This is a genomic window from Salinispira sp. (assembly GCF_059431795.1).
Genome location: NZ_JBXWXS010000013.1, coordinates 94,418 through 114,642, shown reverse-complemented (window position 1 = coordinate 114,642; position 20,225 = coordinate 94,418). Strand labels below are relative to the sequence as shown.

Here is a 20,225-nt window from a genome sequence, read left to right as displayed (position 1 = left end):
CAGGCTGCATACAGGAAATGAGAAAATGTCTGATATTTCAATTCCCGGTGTTTCCAGCCGGTTCAATACTGAAAGCATGGTGAAGGAACTGGTTGAAGCGGAAAGCACCCGCCTTGACCGGATGGAATCCGAGCTTCAAACGTATCAGACCGAAAAGAAGGTTTGGCAGGAAATGAACCTCGGTCTGAATAATCTCCGTGAAAGCGCCCGGAGTCTCTTCAGCTTTGAAAATCCTTTTAACGAACGGAATGCCGTTTCCAGCAATGATTCTGTGCTTACAGCCCAGGCAACACGGGAAGCTGTGGAAGGAACCACCGATGTGAAGGTTATTCAGGTCGCACGATCCGACCGCTTCATCTCTGACGATTTGAGCCGGGAAATGGAAGTGGATCAGGGAATCTATAATTTTACCGTAGGGGATGATTCAGTTCGGCTCCGTTTCCGGGGAGGTAGTCTGAGGGAGTTTTCCGACGCCCTCAACCGTCGGGATCCGGAATTACTGCGGAGTTCGGTGGTAAACAACCGCCCCGGAAGCCAGGTAATTCTCATTGAAGCCCTGAAAGAAGGCAGCGAAAATCCTCTGGGATTCGAAGATGATGCCCGGGAACTTGCATTGGAACTGGGCTGGGTGGAACGGGCCCGGGATAGCAGCGCATCTATAGATATGAGCGAAACGCGGGTGGAACAATGGACCAAAAACCTGGACAACCTCCCCCTGAGCAGGGACGGCGAAGTTCTCCAGCTGGGTCCGGGAGCGGATCTATCCCTACCCTTTCGGGAACCGGTGAACATTAAATCGGGGATGATTCTTCAGTACCAGGTGAAGCTGGCAAGCAATGAATCGTACCGCCAATCCGAGCCGGTTCCACCCTCCGGACCCGGGACCCCGGAAACAGGGTCGGTGAGCCTGCGGGAGGCAAGCCTTCCGGACCTGCCCAGCAGCATAGATCTGCCCGAGCCGACGGATCCCAAACCCCAGGAGATAATCGAAGCTAATCAACTCATTTTTGCACGGAACAGAAATCAGACCATCCCCCTTCCGGAGGTGCGTGAGAGCGGCGATTTTATTACCGTTGAAGTGCCGATTTCCGATTATACCTCCCGTCTGGATGCGTTGAACATCAGTAATCCAAATACACTCAAAGATCTCTCCATCCGGAACATCCAGGTAATTGATCCCTCGGCCCGGGGAGACCTTCGGCCGAAAAACTCGGTCGCCAATGCACGGGATGCCATCCTGGAAGTTGACGGCATAACCATCGAGCGTCAAAGCAACACCATAGACGATGTAATTCCGGGTGTGACCATGGAACTGAGACGGGATTCCCCCGAAGAGATCGAACTGCGGGTGGAGCCTGACCGCGAACTGGTGAAGGAAGGACTCATAGAATGGGTGGCCAGTTATAACCAAATTATTCGGGATGTGAATATCCTCACACGGAACTCTCCGGAGATCATCGATGAAATCGAGTATTTCACCGAGGAAGAACGGGAAAAATACACTGAACGCCTGGGCATGTTTCAGGGCGACAGCACACTGAACACGCTAAAAAGCCGGCTTCAAACCATAACCATGAGCAGCTACGACACCCGTGCAGGACGTGATCTGGCATTGCTGGCCCAAATGGGAATCAGCACCAATGCCTCCCGGGGGGGCGGAGGAGGCGTAAACGCAAGCCGTTTGCGCGGGTATCTGGAGATTAACGAAGAAGTCCTGGATCAGGCTCTTGCAAGCAATTTTCAGGCCGCGAAGGAACTTTTTGGAAGGGACGGCGACGGGGATCTGCTTACCGACCAGGGTGCAGCCTATGAAATGGATACCCTGGTAAGGCCTTTTGTGGAAATCGGGGGTATTATTGCCAACCGAACATCCCGCTACGACACCATGATCAGCTCCACCAACGACGAAATCCGCGACTACGAGGAATATCTGGAAGATTATGAGGCTGAGATGCGCCGTCAGTTCGGAACCATGGAATCTGCAATTAACAGCCTTGAAAGTCAGAGACAGGGCCTGGAAAACCTGAACAATAACTCAGAGTAACCACAGCGGGAACAACAGACCCGCATGGGAATATCTGAGCGGCTATATGTATTCTGTTTCCCCTAAGCCCCGCTTTTTCCCTTAGGTTCTTCTTTTTCTCTGAAGCTTTGCTTTTTCCCTGAAGACCTTCTTTTTCTCCGAAGCCCTGCTTTCGGGCAGCGATAGTTCAGCGTTCCATTTTACCTCAATACATGTCATAATACTCCGATAATCAGAGTAAACTGGAGGAATCGTGAAGATTATTATCAACAATGAAGAAATGGATATTACTCTGGAAAAGGAATCTACGCTGGGCGAAATCTTCACTTCCCTTCGGGAATGGCTATCTCAGGGAGGCCTGTACCCCCTTTCACTGGAGCTGGATAATGAATCTGCGGATATCGTGGATCAATCTGATTGGGCCGGACTCCCGCTTGACTCCTGTGAAGCGTTTCATCTTCGGGCAGGAAACCTGAACCAACTTAGACAGCAACAGCTGATGGTCATTCTGGACTATCTAAACCTGCTTATCCAGACTCTCGGCAGTCTCCAGAATAGCGGAGACGATCAGATGTTCAAGAAGGCTTTTTCCGAATATTCCCACGTACGCAACGCCCTTCCTTCGGTCCTCAGGCTTGAGGAGGAAAGTTTTATTAACGACTTCAAGCGGCTGGAGGACGCAAAAGCTGCCGTGGAATCTTCCCCCGGGGATGGGGCGGCATTAAAGGAGTTCAACGACCGCCTGAAAGATCTCCGGATTATTCTCCTTGACCGGTTGCAGGAAGTGAACAAGCCGGGAAAAGAGCTGAACACCGCCATTACCTTATTGAAAAATATCGTACCCGGCCTTGAAGAGGCGGGTGTAGCTTTGCAGACAGGGAAGGAACGGGAAGCGTACGGTCTGATATTCAGAATATCCGAAACCGCTGCAAAATTTATTCGGATCATGAATATCCTCGGCATTGATGATCAGGAAATCCGTCACGATGAAGTTCACCGGAATCTGCAGAAGCTCAGTGAGATTATCGGAGAGATGAATCAAGCCATTTCTTCGGAGGACACAGTGATGCTTGCAGATCTGCTTGAATACGACCTCCAGGAGCTGCTGGAGTCTTTAATTGACGCTGCACAGGGCGTGCACGTGGAGGCCTGATGAATCCGATACTGCTGCAGTTTATTGCAAAAGCCGATAATACATCGGCAATTATCTCGGCAATTGTGTTCGGCGCTCTGATTTTGCTCATGGTTTTAAGCGCACGGCGGAGCGGAGGCGGTTCAGGGGGCGCAAAACGCAGCAATTATAATAAGGGGAACTTCAAAAAAACCGGGAAAAACATGGGGTTGGAGAATCATCATATTCAGATTCTGCAGAAGGCAATTAAGGACAATAATATTTCCAACCCCCAGCGTTTATATCAGAGCCCCGGCTATCTTAATAAGATACTTCAGAATGTTATTTCAGATGTGGAAGATGCCAATATGTCCCGGGGAGAACGTAACCGGGTCATCAATGAGATTTTTGAAATCAAGAGGGCAATTTCCCGCGGCAGCGATCAGGTTAAGCGATATGGTCACACCAAAAATCTCAAGCTGGGTCAGGAGGTGTCCGTCTACTCCAAAACTCTGCCTCCTGCCCAATCCCAGGTTACCGGTAACCTGGAAAACCATCTGGCCATAGAAACGCCGGTAAGCGCAGACGGTTCCCCAATGAAGTACCGTCCGGGTGCAACTCTGAAAGTACGTTTTATTAGAGACAGCGGCAAAGTATATGTCTTTATTACCAAGCTCAGAGAGTACCGGAAGGTTGACGGCATCGATAATATGCTTGTGGACCACAGCGATAAGGTGGAACAGAACCAGCTGAGAAAATCTCCAAGACGTGAATTCAACCGGCCGGCGTATTTTCAGCCCGTGGAAATTATTACCGAGGGAAGAGGGAAAAAAGCCCGCCGACGGGCGGTGGTGAATAAAAACCGCCGCTTATTAGGGCAGATTGAAGATATCAGCCGGGGCGGATGCGCCCTCTACAGCCGGAATCCCATGCGGAAGGGGGCGCTTCTGAAGATCCGCTTTGACTTCGCCAGCGGCGAGGATATCTCTGTTTTCGGCAAGGTGCGAAGCGTTGAACCCACAAAACCCTTCGGAGGTCTCATGCATGTGGCCTTCACCCGGGTAAGTATGCAGCACCTTAACGAGATTCAAAGCTATGTTTACGGTTTTTTCGAAGAGTAGCTTTACCCCGGCACCTGAATGTTTTAGTATTGATAACGACTATGAAGCGGGTATTTATATGGTGAATGCAATTCAAAATATTACCAGGAAACATATGCTGATATCCTATCGACAGGAATATCATGGGGATGCGGTGCTGGATCTGCGGAAGAACGGCAGTACCTTGAACTGTAAAATCGAATTTTCCCTTGAACTCACGCCTCTTGGATCCAAGAATATACGGGTTCAGTTTCTGGACAATATTGAATATCCCCTCATACCGGTAATCCGGGAATTAAAAAACCATATTACCCAGTTGGATAAAAGCGGCAGATTGCCCTGATTTCATCCCTGGGATACAATACGGCCGTGCAGCAAAACATGAAAAAATCATCAGGATCACAGTCTAATCAACCCCTCTCCCCTTCCCCCGCAGATAACTTCACAGGTATTTCTGAAACCCAATTGGAGTACCACAGCGCCTCTGTGGAGGAGAGTTTAAATCTCGCACGGGTAATGGGGGCTCAGGCTCTCACCGGCGATATTCTTACGCTGGAAGGGGGGCTTGGCGCGGGAAAGACCCTTTTCAGCCGGGGGTTTGCCGAGGGAATGGGAATTCAGGAGCCGGTCACCAGCCCAACCTTCCCCATTATTCAGGAATATGATCATACCCCGCCGTTGTATCACATGGATTTGTACCGGCTTATGGACAGCGGGGATGTAATAGAAACCGGCGCCCAGGAGTTATGGTTGGGCCCGGGAATAACTCTGATTGAATGGCCCGACCGGGCAGCGGATATTCTCCCTTCAGAAATTATCCGGATTGATATTGCAGTGGAAGGTGCGGAAAGCCGAAGAATTCGAATTTCCGCCACCGCCCAACGCATTGAGCAGCTGGCCAACGCCTTGAACGCCACTATACCCCGGGCCTGAAAAGCCCCCGGCCGGAAGATCCCATAAGAAGAGCAGCGAGGACGGTTCCATGTTAGAGTCGAAAGAACAATCAAATCCATCTATGCCGGACAGAGAAGGCAACTTCCTCAGCCTTGACGCCGGGAGTGAATACCTTCAGCTATGTCTCAGTATGCCGGGCAAACGCCGGGAACGTATCCGTCATATTCGGGTGCTGGATGCGGGGTTGAGGCATGTGGAAGGCCTTTTGCCCGAAATAGAAAATCTCATCGCCCACGGAGGCCTGGCGCCTGCGGATCTTCATGGTCTGATTACCGGGCGGGGTCCCGGCAGTTTTACCGGTCTACGGATCGCAATGGCGGCAATGAAGGGGCTTTCCTCGGCCCTGGAAATTCCACTGGTGAGCATATCCGCCCTGGAGGCAATTGCCTGGAAGTACCACCGCAGCGAAGCAATCGTTGCGGCTTCCATTGACGCCCGGAAATCCCGTTACTATTGCGGGGTCTGGAATTTCGCCGGTGCTCAGGAAATTTCCGGGGACGGAGAAAGAAATTACCGGGAAATGCAGGATTTTCTTGAGGCTCACCGGATAGTGAAACCCTCAGACCTGCTGCCCGGGGAGCTGGGAATGCAGCTCCATGAGCTGCAGAATGCTGTGAGGATTGGTGGAGATACAGGAAACGCTGAATATGAACAAGGGGGCGGCACCCCCGTTCTGCTTGCAGGACCACACAGTGGCCCTTTAGCCGGGGACCTGAAGCAGGCACAGAAAGAGAAGAGCATTCCCCGGTTTCTTCATGGATCACTGCAGGTGCTGCCCTTCAATGAATGGGTGAGCAGCATGGATGAGCTGGGACGCAGTGCCCTTGCATTGGGAATCAGTGATCCTGAAACCTTCGGTCCCGAGTACCTCCGCTCAAGCGAAGCGGAAATCCACAGCTAATCCCAGGGTTCGGCGGGTACCACCAGGCTGTGACGGGGAATCCGCAGCTTCCACGCAGCCTGAGGGAAGGCTCGGATTCATTCTTTTTTCGGTGGAAAATCCCCCAGAGAGGGCAGATCCCCGGAGGATTCGGCAGCTCTGCGGTTTTCTTCCTGAATGGCCTCATACACTTCATGTCTGAACACTTTCACTGATCTTGGCGCCCGGATTCCCAGCTTTACCTGGTCGCCTTTAATATCTACAACGGCAATTTCTATATCATCGCCGATCATAATTGCTTCATTGATTTTTCTGGTGAGTACAAGCATCAGCTGCCCTCCCCTTGAGACATCTCCTGAAGAATGAAGTGTTTGGTTTTCCACATGGCATCGGTCTGTATGCCCTGCATTCCCAGCCGGTCCCGGGGGTTAATGATAATCGGCCCCTGGAGGTTGGCGGTCATCTGGTTCTTGTCCGGAGTAACAGTCACAATGGAGAGCACCAACAGTTCCGCCGACTCATCGCTTCCCCGGTACACCAAATCTCCATCATCCTTCTGAACAATTTCGAGAAGTTCAAGTTCCGCGCTTACCACGCTCAGTTCATAATCCTTGCGAAATATATCCGGAGAGATGAGTACAAATGCAGTTTGCGCATTCCGCAGTGACTGAAGCCAGTAAAACGGTGGCTGCGATGCATCGATAAGCGCAAAGTCATGGTGATCCTCAAACCCGAGAATTCCTTTGGGAAAACTGATAATCTGTCTGTCGTCCACATCGATGCTGCCGAATGCCCGTGAATCAATGGTCATATGTTACCTCAGAAAATCCAATAATGTGGTTTGCATTACATCGGCCGCCACTGACAGTGCGGCCTGATGGGTCTGTTCAAGCATTGCGAATTCGGTGATAGCCTGGGTGAGATCGATATCTGTGAGACGGCTGGCACGGTCTCCCACATCCACGATCTCCTTTTCTGTGCGTTTGAAGGCCAGCTCCATCCGGTTGGTTTTCGCTCCCACACTTCCAAGATTTGAGAGCATGTTGCTGAGGGCTGAATCGATACTTCTCAGGCCGTCTCCGCCGATATCGATGGTATCTCCCTGATGCAGATTATCCCGAAGGCGAATGATTGCATCGAATGCGCTTCCTCCGAAAAGCTGGGCATCCTGGGAAATATTCTGGGGAGGCCGGGAATCGCCGTCCTGAAGAATACCAAGATCCTGAAGAACGCTCCCGTTTTCATCGGCAAGCCAGAGTTGGCGGGGGGTTGTAGTTTCCATTACCAGAGAATTGCTCACCGGATCCAGCCGCGCTTTAACCTCTGCGCCCGAGTCATTAATTTTTGAGATCACCTGATATACGTTATCCCCTTCCCGGAGGGAAACTTCCGTGCCGTTTACATTGATACTGCTGTCAGCCTGTACCACATAGTTCTGCGCATCTGTTTCGGCATAGAGCTGCTGGTTTTCCGCCCAGAAGACCTGGTTCCCCGGGAAATTCAGTTCAATATACTTTCCGTCGGCAACCTCGGTTTTGCGCTGCCCGATATTTCCAATGTACTCCACATCGGTGACAACCGTAGATCCCATTCCGGGAATTCTTCCCTCCACAACACGGTAGGGCAGATTCTGGGTTCTGTCTCCGGAGAAAATGCTGTTGCCCTCACCGTCCCTGGCGTTTGCACTGCTGATAAACTCCTGGAGAAGTTCATCAACCTGTCGTCCCATGGCAGACAGATCGTCCTTTGAATAGGTTCCATTACCCCCCATTACCGCAATCTGCCGGATCTCTTGAAGGATATCCACCCCGTGGCGCATATGCCCTTCGGCGCTGCGGTAATGTTCCATGCTGTTTTGGATATTATCGCTGAAGCGTTCAAGACGGGTCAGATAGCTCTGCTGACGGGTAGCATGAGCAGCTGCCGCCGGATCATCCCGGAGGTTGAGAATACGGGTCTGGGATGCCATCCGGTTTTGAGCTTCATTCATGCGAACCTGACGGTTGCGGGTATGAAACTGAAGATTATCGTTGGGTAAATTCGTGCTGATTCTATGCATATTCACATCCTTGTGCTATTGCCGGAGGAGTTATACTCCCATCCGGTTGATAATTGTATCCAGCATGCTGTTGAAGGTGCTGATAAATCGGGAAGTGGCATTGTATCCATGCTGAAACTTCATCATCTGGGCCAGCTCTTCATCAATATTCACGCCGGATATTGATGCCCGGGTATCCCGCAGATCCTTCATAATCAGCTCCTGTGTTTCCAAGGCAATTTCCGCCTCCTGACCCTTGAGACCGATATATGCAGCGGTATCTGCGAAATAGTCATCGAAACTGTCAATTTGACCCACCATTACCGGCTGATTCCTGATGGATGCAATTTCAATGGCCGCCCTGCCGTCACCTACTTCTCCGGGTCTGCCCTGGGCGCCGAATCCGGTGGCGATGCTTGCCGGATCGTTGGAAACCTCGGTACTGACGCCAATCCATGCCGAAGGATGCCCCTGGGGAGAAACTTCATAACTCAGCGCCCCTCCTCTCAGAGATGCCACCGCGTCTTCCTGTGCGGATGTATACCCACCCTCCGCACCGCTTTCGAGAAGTATTCCCGAGTAGCCCACCAGAAACTGGCCTGAATCCTCCATCTGACGTATCACAAAATCGGGATTGCTCATATCGCCGGAAGGGGTTGCTTTCATGCTGAGCCTGCCCTCGCGGTCAAGCCGTGCCACCACCTCCGCTCCTGAGTTGTTAATGCGAAGAATTACATCCCGTACTGTGTCTTCAGACTGATAATTTACCTGCACCGGCCCTTCGGCTCCGTTGAGGGTAATGGTACCGGCAATTCCAATCTCCTGTTGGGGATCCAGGCTGTTGCTGCCGGTAACCCGGAACAGATAGGTTGAGTCGAACGCCCCGTCGCCGTTTGCATCGAAGTTTCCGTTTACATTATTTACAAATGGATGTTGATCAAAAAAGTTCAGCCCGGTGCGGCCGTTCATGCCGTAGGCATCCCGGTGAACTTCATTCACCAGATCCACAAAATTCACCGTCATGTTATCCAGCCCCTGAATCTCTTCCCGTACATCCACGTCCCGGAGCTCTATGAGAGCTGCGAGTTTTCCTCCGCGAAAATGGGCCTGCTCCTGGTTGTATTCCCAAATTACGTCAGGATTTCCCTCGTTTTGAGGATTGGACTGGAGTTCGAATTCCTTATATTTATCGCCCTGAACCAGTTGAAACCCCGCAGTGTGCACGTTGATCTCATCCGAATCCCGGTAGTCTACTGTCACATCGATCAGCTGTCCCAACTCCTCAATGAGGAGATCCCGTCTGTCCATGAGATCGTTGGGTTCATCGCCTGCGGCCTTCACTTTCACAATCTCATGGTTCAGTGAGGCAATTTCCCGACTCAGATCATTCACCTGGTTCACTGTCACATTGATGTCGTCGTTCAGCATGGAGCGGATCTGTTCAAGACCCTGGTTACGCAGCTGTATTCCATCTGCCAGGGCTTTCCCATTCTCAAGAACTGCCTGGCGGGAAGCCACCTGGTCCGGGTAGATGGAGAGTTCCTCCCAGCTGTCCCAGAAGCGGTCCATCTGCCCGCGGATGGAAAGCTCGCCGGGTTCATTATAAATCTGTTCCATCTGAAGGATGTAGCTGTCCCGGGTTTCCCAATAGCCTTCTCCGTTGGCATTTGCGACAATTCTGCCTTCCAAGAGCTCATCCCGCACCCGTTCAATCCTGGCAATATCCACTCCCTGGCCTATCTGCCCGGGAGTTTCGGCCCGGTTTAATTGGGGGCGGTAGAGGGGATCGGTTGCACTGAAATGGACTCTTTGTCTGCTGTATCCCTCGGTGGAGGCGTTGCTCATATTGTGTCCGACGGTGGACAATGCCCGTGAATGGGCGAACAGCGAGCGTTTACCCAGTTCAATTCCGGAAAATGTACTCTGCATTATCTACCTCCATGTATCTGCTCTCATTAATTCTCACCATTACGTTCTTGCTGGTCACGGTCCCAATCTCCGGTTCACAGGCTGTGGTCAAGCACAAGCGGCTGAGCGCTGGTACTGTGCATGCCCCGGGACGTATACGTACCGTCTCTTCTCTGTGGATACAACTCATCCACTATGCCTTCCATGGTCTCCAGTTGACTCCCGGAATACGCCATTATTCCTTCATTCACGGTGCGAACCTGCAGAACCGCAATCTTCAATTCCCGGAATGCCGATGCAAGTTTTTCACGCTGGGCGTCCTCAAGAGTGGCAAACAGCATTGTTAAACCGAATTCCGGGGATATATTCAGTTGATCAAGAAGTTCTTCGAAAGCAAGCTGCCGCCGGGTTTCGCAGTCCCGAATTCCTTCGGATAATTCCTTCATGGCTGAAATACTCTTTTCCGCCCCGGGATAATCCCGTTCAATTACCGCTTCCTGGAGATTCACCTGATGCTCCGACAACTGTTGGAAAAGTACGGTTTGTGTTTCGAGTATGCTTTGAAATTCCTGAACAGTCATGACATGCTCCTTCTTCTTTCTCATCATCGGCGTAGGCAGGAGAAAGATAAGCACTTCTTCCCCGGGTTTACTTGAATTTCCCCCGTGACCTGGGCTACATTCCCAGATACGATGGCCGCAATAGACTTGTATAAACAAAGCGAACAACAGCGCAGCAGCCTGCGCCACTATACCCCTGTACATCTGGCGGTATTACTCTCCGCAGTAATTTTCTCCCTGAGTTTTATTTCACCCGCCGGCCTCTTGGATGCGGGCACCCTGAACGGTTCGCCGGCTCCCCCGAGCTTGAACAGAACAGGGCAAAGGGGTGAACAGCAGCTCAGGGGCATTGCTCAGGGCGATCTGGTTAGCGATCTCCAGGAAATTCCCCGTGACCGGATGTTCTGGCAGGAGCTTGACACCGACACCCTGGTGAACAATCTGATCAGCGATATGAGCGCAGAAGAGCTGGTGGGACAGGTTTTCCTCCTGGGCTGGCAGAGCGAGTTCGCGGAAGGTCCCATTATGGAATGGATCGAGCGGCGGAATATCGGTGGAGTGAAAATTTTCGGTTGGAACGGAAATAATCTGCAGAATCTTGCGGAAGCTTTGAATGAGATGCAGGATCTGGCCCTTTCGGGGCCCCATGGAATTCCCCTGTTCACTGCAACCGACCAAGAAGGCGGATGGGTGAGACACATTAAGGATCAGACCAGCATCACACCGGGCAATATGGCCATCGGAGCTTCATCCGTGCCCTTAGACAGCTATTATAGCGGGTATTACATCGGTAGAGAATTGAGAGCGCTGGGAGTGAACATGAACTTCGCTCCTACGGTGGACGTTTATGTAAACAGTCAGGCCCATGTAATCGGCCCCAGAGCATTTTCATCCGACCCCCGGAAAACCGGCCTGCTGGGTATCGCCTTTTACCGGGGTATGGAGGAAACAGGGGTAATCGCCACGGCAAAACATTTTCCCGGTCACGGCAACGCCCTGGGCGACAGCCACGGCTATATGCCGATAATAGAGGATGATTTCGAAACCATATGGGAACGAGACCTTCTGCCCTACCGTATGATGATTCCCGAAGGACTGCCTGCGGTACTATCTGGACATCTCAGTTTCCCCAATATTTCCGGCAGCCTGCGCCCGGCCTCCCTGAACCCCTATTTTAAAGAGGAGATCCTGCGCAAACAGCTGGATTTTCAGGGGATTGTAATTACCGATGACCTGTACATGGGCGGGGCAATTGAGTACGGGGAAAGCCAGGGCTGGGATATGCCCAGGATTGTACTTGAAGCCTTGAAAGCCGGAAACGACATGGTGATGTTATCCAAGACACCGGAAATAAACGATGCAATCTGGAATCTGGTATATGAAACCTATCTTGAAGACGATCAGTTCCGCCTCCGAATCCGGGAAGCCGTGAAGCGCATTCTGGAAATTAAACTTCGCTACCTCAAGCCCGGGTGGAGGGTCCCCCTGGAGGTGAACCCGGAAGAAGTGTATGAACGTATTGCCTCGGACAGCGGAAGAAATTTCTTTCAGGAGCAGGCTGCCAGGGGTGTGACACTGATACGAGATCATATTGTGCCATATACACCGGATGAAGGGGAGAGCGTTCTTCTGGCGGGCCAAGACTGGGACTTTCTTCGGGAAGGGCTCAGAAGATATCCGTCGGCGGATCAGTATTATTTTGACTATACCCCGTTTTATACCGCAGACAATGAGGTGATCAGGGAGATCGGGAATTTGGCTGAAAATTACGATGTGGTGATATTCAATTTGGCAAACCCCAACAGTCTGCAGGTTCTCCAAAGCCTGGAAGAACTGGGAGAGCGGATAATCGTATTCTCAACCCTCACACCTGTGTACCTTGAAGAGCTTCCCTGGGTGAAATCGGCACTGGCAGTATACGGATGGGGAATCGAGTCCTTTTCCGCCGGGTTTGCCGCATTGATTGGAGATATTCCGTTTAAGGGAAATCTTCCGGTTCACCTAAGCCGGAGGGATTAATGCCCTGGTTTCAGGCCGAACAGGCAGATGAGGCCGAACTGGAACAGTTTCTCATTCCCAGAGAAATATATGCAGCCAGCCTGACAAGCCGCCTGAAAAGCCGACTGAAAGACGATCCCAAGACCATCAGCCGACTCTTAGGTATGAAACCCGGAAGCCGGATCTCTGTCCCCAGGGGAAACCGGGCGGTGTTCCTGGAAACCGCAAATCCCGGAAGCCCTGTGCGCGCCTGTATTTACATCGAAAAAGGGGGGATGTGCTTCCCCATCTTCAGCGATACATATTTTCAACAGGCTGTGCCCGACTCTGCCGGTTTGCCGAAGGATTTTTTTCGAAACTACCTCCCGGGTATCTTTTCGGCCATGGGTATGCAGTCCGATGTACGGGAGTTGTTACGGCTCACAAAACTGAATCCGGTCCACATGATTTCCTACACCATGATGTACCGGGACGCTTCCCGCCGGGGCCATGCTCTGGAATACAGAAAAGACTGGAGTATTCAACGGGGAAATCCCCGTGACGGTAAACTTCTCATGCCACTTCAGCTGGGTTATGAGGAAGAAGAGGTGGTTATTCCCGGCAAGCAGGTAAACCCAAGGGTGGCGTTTCACACACTTATGAAATCCCTTGAAGAACAGCGGCTCATCTATCTGGTCTCCGCAACCGGCCCCGCCGGAAAGGCCCAGACTAATGCCAGAGGGATAACTGTGGAACAGATCGGAGGCGTATACACAAGCCCCAGCTATCGAAGCAAGGGAATTGGGGCACAGCTGGTGGAACGTTTGAGCCGGGAAATTATCCGGGAAGGAAAAGGGGTCAGTCTCTTTGTAAAGACAGAGAACGCCCCCGCAAAACGCCTGTACGAAAAATGCGGCTTTTTACCATGTTGTGACTTCGGAATTTATTACTTTTCCTGAGCCGGGTTCCGGTTTCAAGCTGCTATATTCACTGAATAAGTTTCCGATACTCTGCAGGTCGAGCTCATTTATGTTAATATTAGGTTCATGAAGATACTGATGGTGAGCAGCGAAGTTTACCCCTACGCCAAAGTCGGCGGGCTTGCGGATGTGGTTCCGAATCTCAGCAGGGAACTGGACCGGCAGGGACACGAAGTAATCATCCTGATGCCCAGATATTATCAGATAGACCGGCTTTTACTGGAGCGCCACCCCGCCCCCCTTTCCATTCATCTGGGAGATCAAGAATTTTGGGCAGCTGTGTATCACCAGACCATGGCAGACAGCCATGTGGAAGTATACTTCCTGGAACATGAGCAGCTTTACGGAAGAGAAGGGATCTACGGCCCCCCGTCAGGGGGAGATTTCCCCGACAATGCCACCCGCTTCGCCCTGCTTTCAAAGGCGTCTTTTCAGCTGTGCAGACTTCTGGGCTGGTACCCGGATATTATTCACAGTCACGACTGGCCCAGTGCACTCACATCGACCTATCTCGCCCACCAGGAGCACAGCGGAGAGTATCTTCATACCAAATCGGTGTTTACCATTCATAATATCGGCTATCAGGGACGCTTCACCGCCGACCTCAGCCATCAACTGGGATTCGGCATGGAAGAAGCAGAACAGATAGGGCTGATTTTCCATGAGGAGTTGAACTTTCTCCGCTCAGCTCTGGTGAACGCTCATAGCATCTCCACCGTATCGCCCCATTACGCCAAAGAAATTTTATCTCCACAAACCGGATTCGGCATGGAAGATATTCTCAACCGACGAAATACAGTCCTCCGGGGTATTCTCAACGGTATGGACTATGAGACATGGAATCCAGCCTCCGACCAAAATCTACCATACCCCTATGATGCGGGAGAACTGGCTAACAAAGCGCTGAATAAAAACTTTGTTCAGCAGGAATCGGGTATGGAGATCAGCGCAAGACCTCCTCTTATCGGAATGGTTTCCCGCCTTGTTGATCAGAAAGGTTTCGATACACTCCTTGGCTCGGAAGGGGTAAATCTGAACAGGATATGCCGGGAACTTGACCTTCAGATGATCATTCTGGGAACCGGCGATCCGGCGATTGAAGAGAGCCTGCGCAGGGCCGCCAACCACCACAGTAATCTGCGAGTGTATTTGCGCTACAATGAGAAAATGAGTCACATTATCCAGGCGGCCAGTGATTTTTTTCTCATGCCCTCCCATTACGAACCCTGCGGTCTCACTCAAATGTACGCCCTCAGATATGGCAGTGTTCCTGTGGTAAGCCGCACCGGAGGACTGGTTGACACTGTTGTGGATATTGATGAAGACCCTTCAGAGGGCACAGGAATTCTCATTGGAAGCCCCATGAGTGAAGACGCCCTGTTTGAAGCTTTGAAACGTTCGGTACAGTTGTGGCAGCAGCAGCGCAGCAGCTATGAGGCCACGCAGCGCAGAGGCATGCACCTGCGTTTCGACTGGAAACACTCCGCAGACGCCTATGTAGCCATGTACAGCCAAAGCTGACTGCAAGCGTACCCGTTTAATCCATTCCGGTTTTTCTACGAATCCGCTCCATTCGATACTGAAGCCGGCTTCTCCAGGCCCGGTCACTGCTGTGTGATATTCCGCCCGCCTTGGTGGTATACTGGGATCCTTCTTCATCCAGTGCATTCTCTATGAGGATGAGTGCAGCGGGATAATCTTTTCGCCGGTGCTCATATTCAATAAGAATTTCGGTAAGGGCACGGTAATCCCGGTATTTTGCGTATAACTCCTCCCAGACCTGAAAAGCCGCGTCATATTCCCTGCGCCGTTTCAGGAGTCCGGCGAGCATCCTCAGCTCAGCGGCATTTTCAGAATGCGCCCTCAGTATTGCCAGCGCCCCATCCTCCATTCCGGCGGAAAGTAGCTGCCGAGCCCCTCCCCTGAGTGAAATTCCGGGAAGAAGCGCCCCCCGTTCCAGATCTTCAAATTCCCGGCTCATCCGGATATGCAGCCTGGCAAGGCTTACAATATCCTGGGCATGATGGGCAAACACCGGCTCCAGCTTATTGTATGCAGGAGACATCTCCCCGCTGCCCTCCCTGGAAGGGACAGAATCTGCCTCACGCTGCACCTGGAAATAGAGATCGGGAATTTCGCTCCCCGGAATATCCAGGTCACGCCGAATTTGCAAAATATGATGCTCTATGTCAGAGAGTCTGCAGCGCTCAAGACCTTCTCCGAACAGCCGCCGAGCAATATATAAGAGATCAAGTTGGCGGTACATGGGACAGTTGAGACCATTCATCACATAGCGGCTTGTCAGAAGAGGATAGTCGAAGCTTTTCCCGTTATAACTCACATATACCGATTCTTCCTCCAGGAAATCCTGCATATCCATAAGAAATTCAGGTTCCCAGGGAAAATCCCCTAAAAACCACTGCTGAACCTGGAATCCTTCGGATGTAAAGCGGCCGGAACCGAACAGGAAAATGTAGGTTCCGGCACCGGAAGAAAGACCGGTCGTTTCGGTATCGTAATAACGGTAATCCTCCCAGCCGTTTTCCTGGAAGCCCAGTGCCCGGTGGGGAGATGCTTCCACCGGCTTCAGCTCATAGGTTAGAATACGCTTCCAGACCCGGGGATGTATGGCCGTCCATCCGGCTGTTTCCACAGAAGCATTCTCAGTTTTGTTTTTCGGCAATTGCTCAGTCATTTTTTCTGGTGGCCCGGGCAATTGCTCTGGCGGCCCGGGCAATTGCTCAGTCATTTTTTCTGGCGGCCGTGAACCTGCTTCCTCCAAAGGAGCGGGCCGGGCAGTCTGCCGTTCTTTGATCTTTTTTATTCGTTCATACAGATCCATGTTCTCTGCCTACTTCAGCTGTCTACCGGAGTATCCCGGACATACCGGAGCAACCCGGAGTACCCTGGACATCCGGCTCAGGAAATGGCCGCTTCCATCCAACGGGAAATAAATTCAATTACCATGGGTTTAGGATTTTCTCCTATCTCTTCATCTTTTAGTCGGGGTCCTATGCAGGAAGGGCAGCCCTCTTCACAAGGGCAGTTTTCCACCAGTTCACGGGACGCCTGGAGAATAACAGGAAGTTTGGAGACCAACGTTGCACTCAGCCCCGATCCACCTGGATATTTATCGTAGACGTAGAGGGCTGGAGATGCGAAATGAGGATCCCTGATGCGTTCTGCAATGCCCAAATCCCTGGGGTCGCAGAGCAGAAATGCCGGAGCTGTGGCCTGTATGAGACTACCAAGCCGATTGATTACCGCAGTCTGCTCGCCAGGCTCTCTGTTGAGAAAAATCTTCCCGGGGGGAGAATCCTTCTCCAGAAGAATTACGGCTGAATTCGTGTGCATCTCCTCTTCAGGAAGATGGATTTCACCGAAACCGATGTTTTCATGGGTGTTAAACCGGAGCTTCTTGAATTTCGCCACCTGGGTACGCACAAGGATATCTCCAAACACCACTGAGGCACCCATTACCTGATACTTCTCATCCTCCTGAAGCACCTTGATATCCCGCTTTACCACCGCATCGGTGTAATAATTCAGCTCCTTCTGTTCCACATAACATCTGCGCTCCTCCAGATCGAGCTGATGGACCACATATTGCTCTCCCCGGTGAATGTACACGGCCTTCGGATAAATCAGTTCCTTGGCACTGGGCCGATCCATTTCTCCGATCACCTCGTTCCTTCCTCCGCTTGTATCGATAATTACCACATTATCTGTGGTTGCCGAGCGGAGACTGATCCCCTCGGCTGGATACCCCCGGTCAGACCAGTAATATCTGCCCCTACTCAATCGTACCGTCCCGTCCTCTTCAAGAATCTGCAGATACATTGCTGCATCGGGGAATTCAGGATCACCGTCCTCGGGAAACGGCAGCTCAAATGCCGCACACTTAATGTGGTCCATCCGAACGTAAAAGTTTTCCGGATTGATAAACCCAGCCTCAGGACTTGAGCCGAGAAAATATCCGTTATTTTTGACCATATACTGATCCAGGGGGGAGGCGGAGGCCACAAGGATGGCGATGCTCCGGCTGGCACTTCTTCCCGCCCGGCCGGCCTGCTGCCAGACAGAGGCAATGGAGCCCGGAAAGCCTGCCATTACGGCTGCATCCAGCCCTCCGATATCGATTCCCAGCTCCAGCGCATTGGTGGAAACCACTCCCTGTATATGACCTTCTCTCAAACCCTTTTCAATTTCCCGACGCTCATTGGGCAGATAGCCCCCTCGGTATGCTTCAACCCGGATCCGCTCATTATCACTGTAGATGTTTTCCAGGCTCTTTCTGATATAACCTGCGATAAGTTCCACCCTGACTCTACTCCGGGCAAATACAATGGTTTTTACCCCGCCCCTGAGCAATCTGAGTGCGATTCGCTGACTCTCCTTTACCGTTCCCCTGCGAATACCCTGTACTCGATCCACCAGAGGCGGGTTGTAAAGCACTAAATGTTTCTCCCCGGAAGGAGCTCCGTTTATATCTATGAGTTCAACTTCAGAATTAATCACCCTGGTTGCCAGTTCCCCAGGATTCCCGATGGTGGCGGAGCAGCAAATAAACCGGGGATTACTGCCGTAGAAACGGCATACCCGCCGAATTCTTCGAATCAGGTTGGCAAGATGACTTCCGTGAATACCCCGGTATGCATGCAGCTCGTCGATGACAATATAGCGAAGATTCTTCAGGAACTTAATCCATTTAGGGTGATTGGGAAGAATGCCCGCGTGCATCATATCCGGATTGCTGATAATAATTTGCCCCTTCTCCCGAGCACTGCTTCTGAGACTTGCAGGGGTGTCTCCATCGTAGGTGGAAATGTTCACCCCCAATTCGGAGTTCAGGGTGAGTTCGTTCAAAGCCGACTGTTGATCCTGGGAAAGGGCCTTGGTGGGAAACAGGTAAAGGGCTCTGCTGTCAGGTTCACTGAGTATGGTTTGCAGTACCGGCAGATTATAACTCAGCGTCTTACCGGAGGCTGTGGGAGTGACTATCACCAAATCCCGCCCCTGCATAGACCTCGTAAATGCTTCGGCCTGATGACTGTAAAGACGCTCTATCCCTCTTTTCCTGAGACCGTCTGCAATTCGCTCATGAAGCTCCGGAGGAAATTCCCGATATATCCCATCCCCTGGAGGTATAACCTCCCAATGGGTGACTGACCTCATGAAATCCGGATCTTCCCGAAGCTGCTGGATAATATCATGGTCCCGGCCGTGTATTGAATTCGTATTTTTGGGCATTGCATCATCTTATCCGGTTTTCCGAAAAAAAAGAAGAATTAACCGGTTTACATCGGCCTTTTCCCCCTTGCAGATTGGCAGGATTTTTCTCAAGATGGAAATGATACAGCATAGAAGGAGTATATCATGCCCCAGGTTCTTACGATTATTCTCGGCGGAGGAAAAGGGACCAGACTTTATCCCCTTACCAAGAACCGGGCAAAACCCGCCGTTCCCTTCGGCGCGAAATACCGTTTGGTGGATATTCCCATCAGTAACTCTATTAATGCAGGATTCAAAAACATTTACGTTCTGACTCAATTCAATTCTGCTTCCCTGCATCTGCATCTGGCAAACACATACATATTCGATTCCTTCACCAAGGGTTTCGTAGAAATTCTGGCCGCAGAGCAAAGTTTTGACCAGGCGGGGTGGTATGAAGGTACCGCAGATGCTGTACGAAAAAACATGCACCATTTCAAGACCCAAAGACCCAGCCATTATCTCATTCTTTCCGGCGACCAGCTGTACCGAATGGATTTGGCGGATTTTTTTCTTAAGCATATAGAAAGCGGAGCAGACGCCACCATCGCAGCCACCCCGGTAAGCCGGGAAGCCGCAAGCGGTTTCGGAATTCTTGAGCTTAACAGCAAAGGAACAGTGAAGGGTTTTCTGGAAAAACCTGAACCTGAGCGAAATATTGAAGAAATGCGAATACCCGAGCGACTTCATCCAAACACCCAAATGCGGAACGAAGGCCGGGAATACCTGGGTTCCATGGGCATTTATCTATTCAAGGCCGAGGTGATGGAAAAGGCATTGGATAACGCGCTCACCGATTTTGGCCATGAAATTATTCCCGGGTTGATAAAAAAGCATAAGGTTCAGTCCTACATTTACACCGGTTTTTGGGAAGACATTGGAACAATCCGGAATTTCTATGAAACCAATCTGAGTCTTGCAGGGATTTATCCTTCATTCAATTTTTATGATGAAGCAATGCCCATTTACACCCACAAGCGGGATTTACCCGCCAGCAAATTCAACTTCAGTTCAATCAGTCAGAGCTTAACCGCCGACGGCTGCATTATCACCAACGCAAACATTACCAACTCCATCGTGGGTATCCGCACATTTATAGAATCCGGTGCCAATCTGGACGGAGCAATCTGCATGGGAGCCGATTATTATGAGACCCCCGCAGAGCGGCAGGAAAACAGGGATAGCGGAGTTCCCGACATTGGTATTGGCGGTAAAACCATGATCAAAAACGCAATTATCGATAAGAATGCCCGAATTGGTCAGGGATGCCGAATCGGCATCGATAATATCGATCGCAAAGAAGGAGATAATGGGTTTTACTATGTGCGTGACGAGATTATCGTGGTACCAAAAAATACGATTATCCCGGATGGTACAGTTATCTGACTAAAAATGCCAAAAAGAGTGGTATGTAGACCCAGGA

Annotated in this window: 17 protein-coding genes; 10 read left to right on the top strand and 7 right to left on the bottom strand. The window is 51.3% G+C overall.

The features are described 5' to 3' along the window. Window positions 1-25 precede the first annotated feature (25 nt). From fliD to tsaB, 6 genes are all read left to right on the top strand, one after another. Window positions 26-2,044 carry a flagellar filament capping protein FliD gene (gene fliD / locus AC52PS_RS04180; RefSeq protein WP_495561782.1) on the top strand — a complete coding sequence of 673 codons (2,019 nt, stop codon included), beginning with the start codon at window positions 26-28 and terminating at the stop codon, window positions 2,042-2,044. A gap of 232 nt (window positions 2,045-2,276) precedes the next feature. Further along, window positions 2,277-3,176: a DUF8042 domain-containing protein gene (locus AC52PS_RS04175; protein ID WP_495561781.1), complete on the top strand. Its 900-nt coding sequence runs from the start codon at window positions 2,277-2,279 to the stop codon at window positions 3,174-3,176. Beyond that, window positions 3,176-4,255 carry a flagellar brake protein gene (locus tag AC52PS_RS04170; protein WP_495561780.1) on the top strand — a complete coding sequence of 360 codons (1,080 nt, stop codon included), beginning with the start codon at window positions 3,176-3,178 and terminating at the stop codon, window positions 4,253-4,255. Before AC52PS_RS04175 ends, AC52PS_RS04170 begins: the two co-directional genes overlap by 1 nt. Window positions 4,256-4,313: 58 nt before the next feature. Then, on the top strand, window positions 4,314-4,577 hold the full coding sequence (locus AC52PS_RS04165; protein WP_495561779.1) for a hypothetical protein: 264 nt from the start codon (window positions 4,314-4,316) through the stop codon (window positions 4,575-4,577). A 38-nt stretch (window positions 4,578-4,615) separates the two neighbouring features. Then, on the top strand, window positions 4,616-5,167 hold the full coding sequence (gene tsaE / locus AC52PS_RS04160) for a tRNA (adenosine(37)-N6)-threonylcarbamoyltransferase complex ATPase subunit type 1 TsaE (protein WP_495561778.1): 552 nt from the start codon (window positions 4,616-4,618) through the stop codon (window positions 5,165-5,167). Window positions 5,168-5,216: 49 nt separating this feature from the next. Continuing rightward, the gene (gene tsaB / locus AC52PS_RS04155) at window positions 5,217-6,089 is read left to right on the top strand and encodes a tRNA (adenosine(37)-N6)-threonylcarbamoyltransferase complex dimerization subunit type 1 TsaB (RefSeq protein WP_495561777.1); all 873 of its coding nucleotides are present in this window, start codon (window positions 5,217-5,219) and stop codon (window positions 6,087-6,089) included. Between the two features lie 77 nt (window positions 6,090-6,166). On the opposite strand, the gene csrA is transcribed toward tsaB, so the two are convergent. From csrA to flgN, 5 genes are all read right to left on the bottom strand, one after another. Further along, entirely contained in the window at window positions 6,167-6,397 is a 231-nt protein-coding gene (csrA, locus tag AC52PS_RS04150; RefSeq protein ID WP_495561776.1) for a carbon storage regulator CsrA, read from the bottom strand. After that, on the bottom strand, window positions 6,397-6,879 hold the full coding sequence (fliW, locus tag AC52PS_RS04145; protein ID WP_495561775.1) for a flagellar assembly protein FliW: 483 nt from the start codon (window positions 6,877-6,879) through the stop codon (window positions 6,397-6,399). The genes csrA and fliW overlap by 1 nt, the downstream gene beginning before the upstream one ends. A gap of 3 nt (window positions 6,880-6,882) precedes the next feature. Beyond that, window positions 6,883-8,127, bottom strand: coding sequence for a flagellar hook-associated protein 3 (locus AC52PS_RS04140; protein WP_495561774.1), 1,245 nt, complete (start codon window positions 8,125-8,127; stop codon window positions 6,883-6,885). Between the two features lie 30 nt (window positions 8,128-8,157). Continuing rightward, the gene (gene flgK / locus AC52PS_RS04135) at window positions 8,158-10,035 is read right to left on the bottom strand and encodes a flagellar hook-associated protein FlgK (protein ID WP_495561773.1); all 1,878 of its coding nucleotides are present in this window, start codon (window positions 10,033-10,035) and stop codon (window positions 8,158-8,160) included. Window positions 10,036-10,109: 74 nt separating this feature from the next. Next, window positions 10,110-10,595 carry a flagellar export chaperone FlgN gene (flgN, locus tag AC52PS_RS04130; protein ID WP_495561772.1) on the bottom strand — a complete coding sequence of 162 codons (486 nt, stop codon included), beginning with the start codon at window positions 10,593-10,595 and terminating at the stop codon, window positions 10,110-10,112. A gap of 111 nt (window positions 10,596-10,706) precedes the next feature. Here flgN and AC52PS_RS04125 point away from each other — a divergent pair, with 111 nt between their 5' ends. From AC52PS_RS04125 to AC52PS_RS04115, 3 genes are all read left to right on the top strand, one after another. Continuing rightward, complete coding sequence (locus AC52PS_RS04125; protein ID WP_495561771.1) at window positions 10,707-12,593, top strand: glycoside hydrolase family 3 protein; 1,887 nt, start codon at window positions 10,707-10,709, stop codon at window positions 12,591-12,593. Continuing rightward, the gene (locus tag AC52PS_RS04120) at window positions 12,593-13,510 is read left to right on the top strand and encodes a GNAT family N-acetyltransferase (RefSeq protein WP_495561770.1); all 918 of its coding nucleotides are present in this window, start codon (window positions 12,593-12,595) and stop codon (window positions 13,508-13,510) included. The genes AC52PS_RS04125 and AC52PS_RS04120 overlap by 1 nt, the downstream gene beginning before the upstream one ends. A gap of 87 nt (window positions 13,511-13,597) precedes the next feature. Next, window positions 13,598-15,052, top strand: coding sequence for a glycogen synthase (locus AC52PS_RS04115; protein ID WP_495561769.1), 1,455 nt, complete (start codon window positions 13,598-13,600; stop codon window positions 15,050-15,052). A 16-nt stretch (window positions 15,053-15,068) separates the two neighbouring features. Here AC52PS_RS04115 and AC52PS_RS04110 read toward each other — a convergent pair whose 3' ends face one another. Both AC52PS_RS04110 and AC52PS_RS04105 read right to left on the bottom strand, forming a co-directional pair. Continuing rightward, a complete protein-coding gene (locus AC52PS_RS04110) occupies window positions 15,069-16,184 on the bottom strand; it encodes a ribonuclease H-like domain-containing protein (protein WP_495561768.1) in 1,116 nt (371 codons plus the stop codon). A 266-nt stretch (window positions 16,185-16,450) separates the two neighbouring features. After that, window positions 16,451-18,781: a DEAD/DEAH box helicase gene (locus AC52PS_RS04105; protein ID WP_495561767.1), complete on the bottom strand. Its 2,331-nt coding sequence runs from the start codon at window positions 18,779-18,781 to the stop codon at window positions 16,451-16,453. 126 nt (window positions 18,782-18,907) lie between these two features. Here AC52PS_RS04105 and AC52PS_RS04100 point away from each other — a divergent pair, with 126 nt between their 5' ends. After that, window positions 18,908-20,188, top strand: coding sequence for a glucose-1-phosphate adenylyltransferase (locus tag AC52PS_RS04100; RefSeq protein WP_495561766.1), 1,281 nt, complete (start codon window positions 18,908-18,910; stop codon window positions 20,186-20,188). The last annotated feature ends 37 nt before the right edge of the window (window positions 20,189-20,225 follow it).

Bases quoted from the DNA above. Each gene is read 5' to 3' on its own strand.
- fliD (WP_495561782.1), top strand. From the start codon at position 26: ATGTCTGATATTTCAATTCCCGGTGTTTCCAGCCGGTTCAATACTGAA.
- AC52PS_RS04170 (WP_495561780.1), top strand. From the start codon at position 3,176: ATGAATCCGATACTGCTGCAGTTTATTGCAAAAGCCGATAATACATCG.
- AC52PS_RS04165 (WP_495561779.1), top strand. From the start codon at position 4,314: ATGGTGAATGCAATTCAAAATATTACCAGGAAACATATGCTGATATCC.
- tsaE (WP_495561778.1), top strand. From the start codon at position 4,616: ATGAAAAAATCATCAGGATCACAGTCTAATCAACCCCTCTCCCCTTCC.
- tsaB (WP_495561777.1), top strand. From the start codon at position 5,217: ATGTTAGAGTCGAAAGAACAATCAAATCCATCTATGCCGGACAGAGAA.
- csrA (WP_495561776.1), bottom strand. From the start codon at position 6,397: ATGCTTGTACTCACCAGAAAAATCAATGAAGCAATTATGATCGGCGAT.
- fliW (WP_495561775.1), bottom strand. From the start codon at position 6,879: ATGACCATTGATTCACGGGCATTCGGCAGCATCGATGTGGACGACAGA.
- AC52PS_RS04140 (WP_495561774.1), bottom strand. From the start codon at position 8,127: ATGCATAGAATCAGCACGAATTTACCCAACGATAATCTTCAGTTTCAT.
- flgK (WP_495561773.1), bottom strand. From the start codon at position 10,035: ATGCAGAGTACATTTTCCGGAATTGAACTGGGTAAACGCTCGCTGTTC.
- flgN (WP_495561772.1), bottom strand. From the start codon at position 10,595: ATGACTGTTCAGGAATTTCAAAGCATACTCGAAACACAAACCGTACTT.
- AC52PS_RS04125 (WP_495561771.1), top strand. From the start codon at position 10,707: ATGGCCGCAATAGACTTGTATAAACAAAGCGAACAACAGCGCAGCAGC.
- AC52PS_RS04120 (WP_495561770.1), top strand. From the start codon at position 12,593: ATGCCCTGGTTTCAGGCCGAACAGGCAGATGAGGCCGAACTGGAACAG.
- AC52PS_RS04115 (WP_495561769.1), top strand. From the start codon at position 13,598: ATGAAGATACTGATGGTGAGCAGCGAAGTTTACCCCTACGCCAAAGTC.
- AC52PS_RS04105 (WP_495561767.1), bottom strand. From the start codon at position 18,781: ATGCCCAAAAATACGAATTCAATACACGGCCGGGACCATGATATTATC.
- AC52PS_RS04100 (WP_495561766.1), top strand. From the start codon at position 18,908: ATGCCCCAGGTTCTTACGATTATTCTCGGCGGAGGAAAAGGGACCAGA.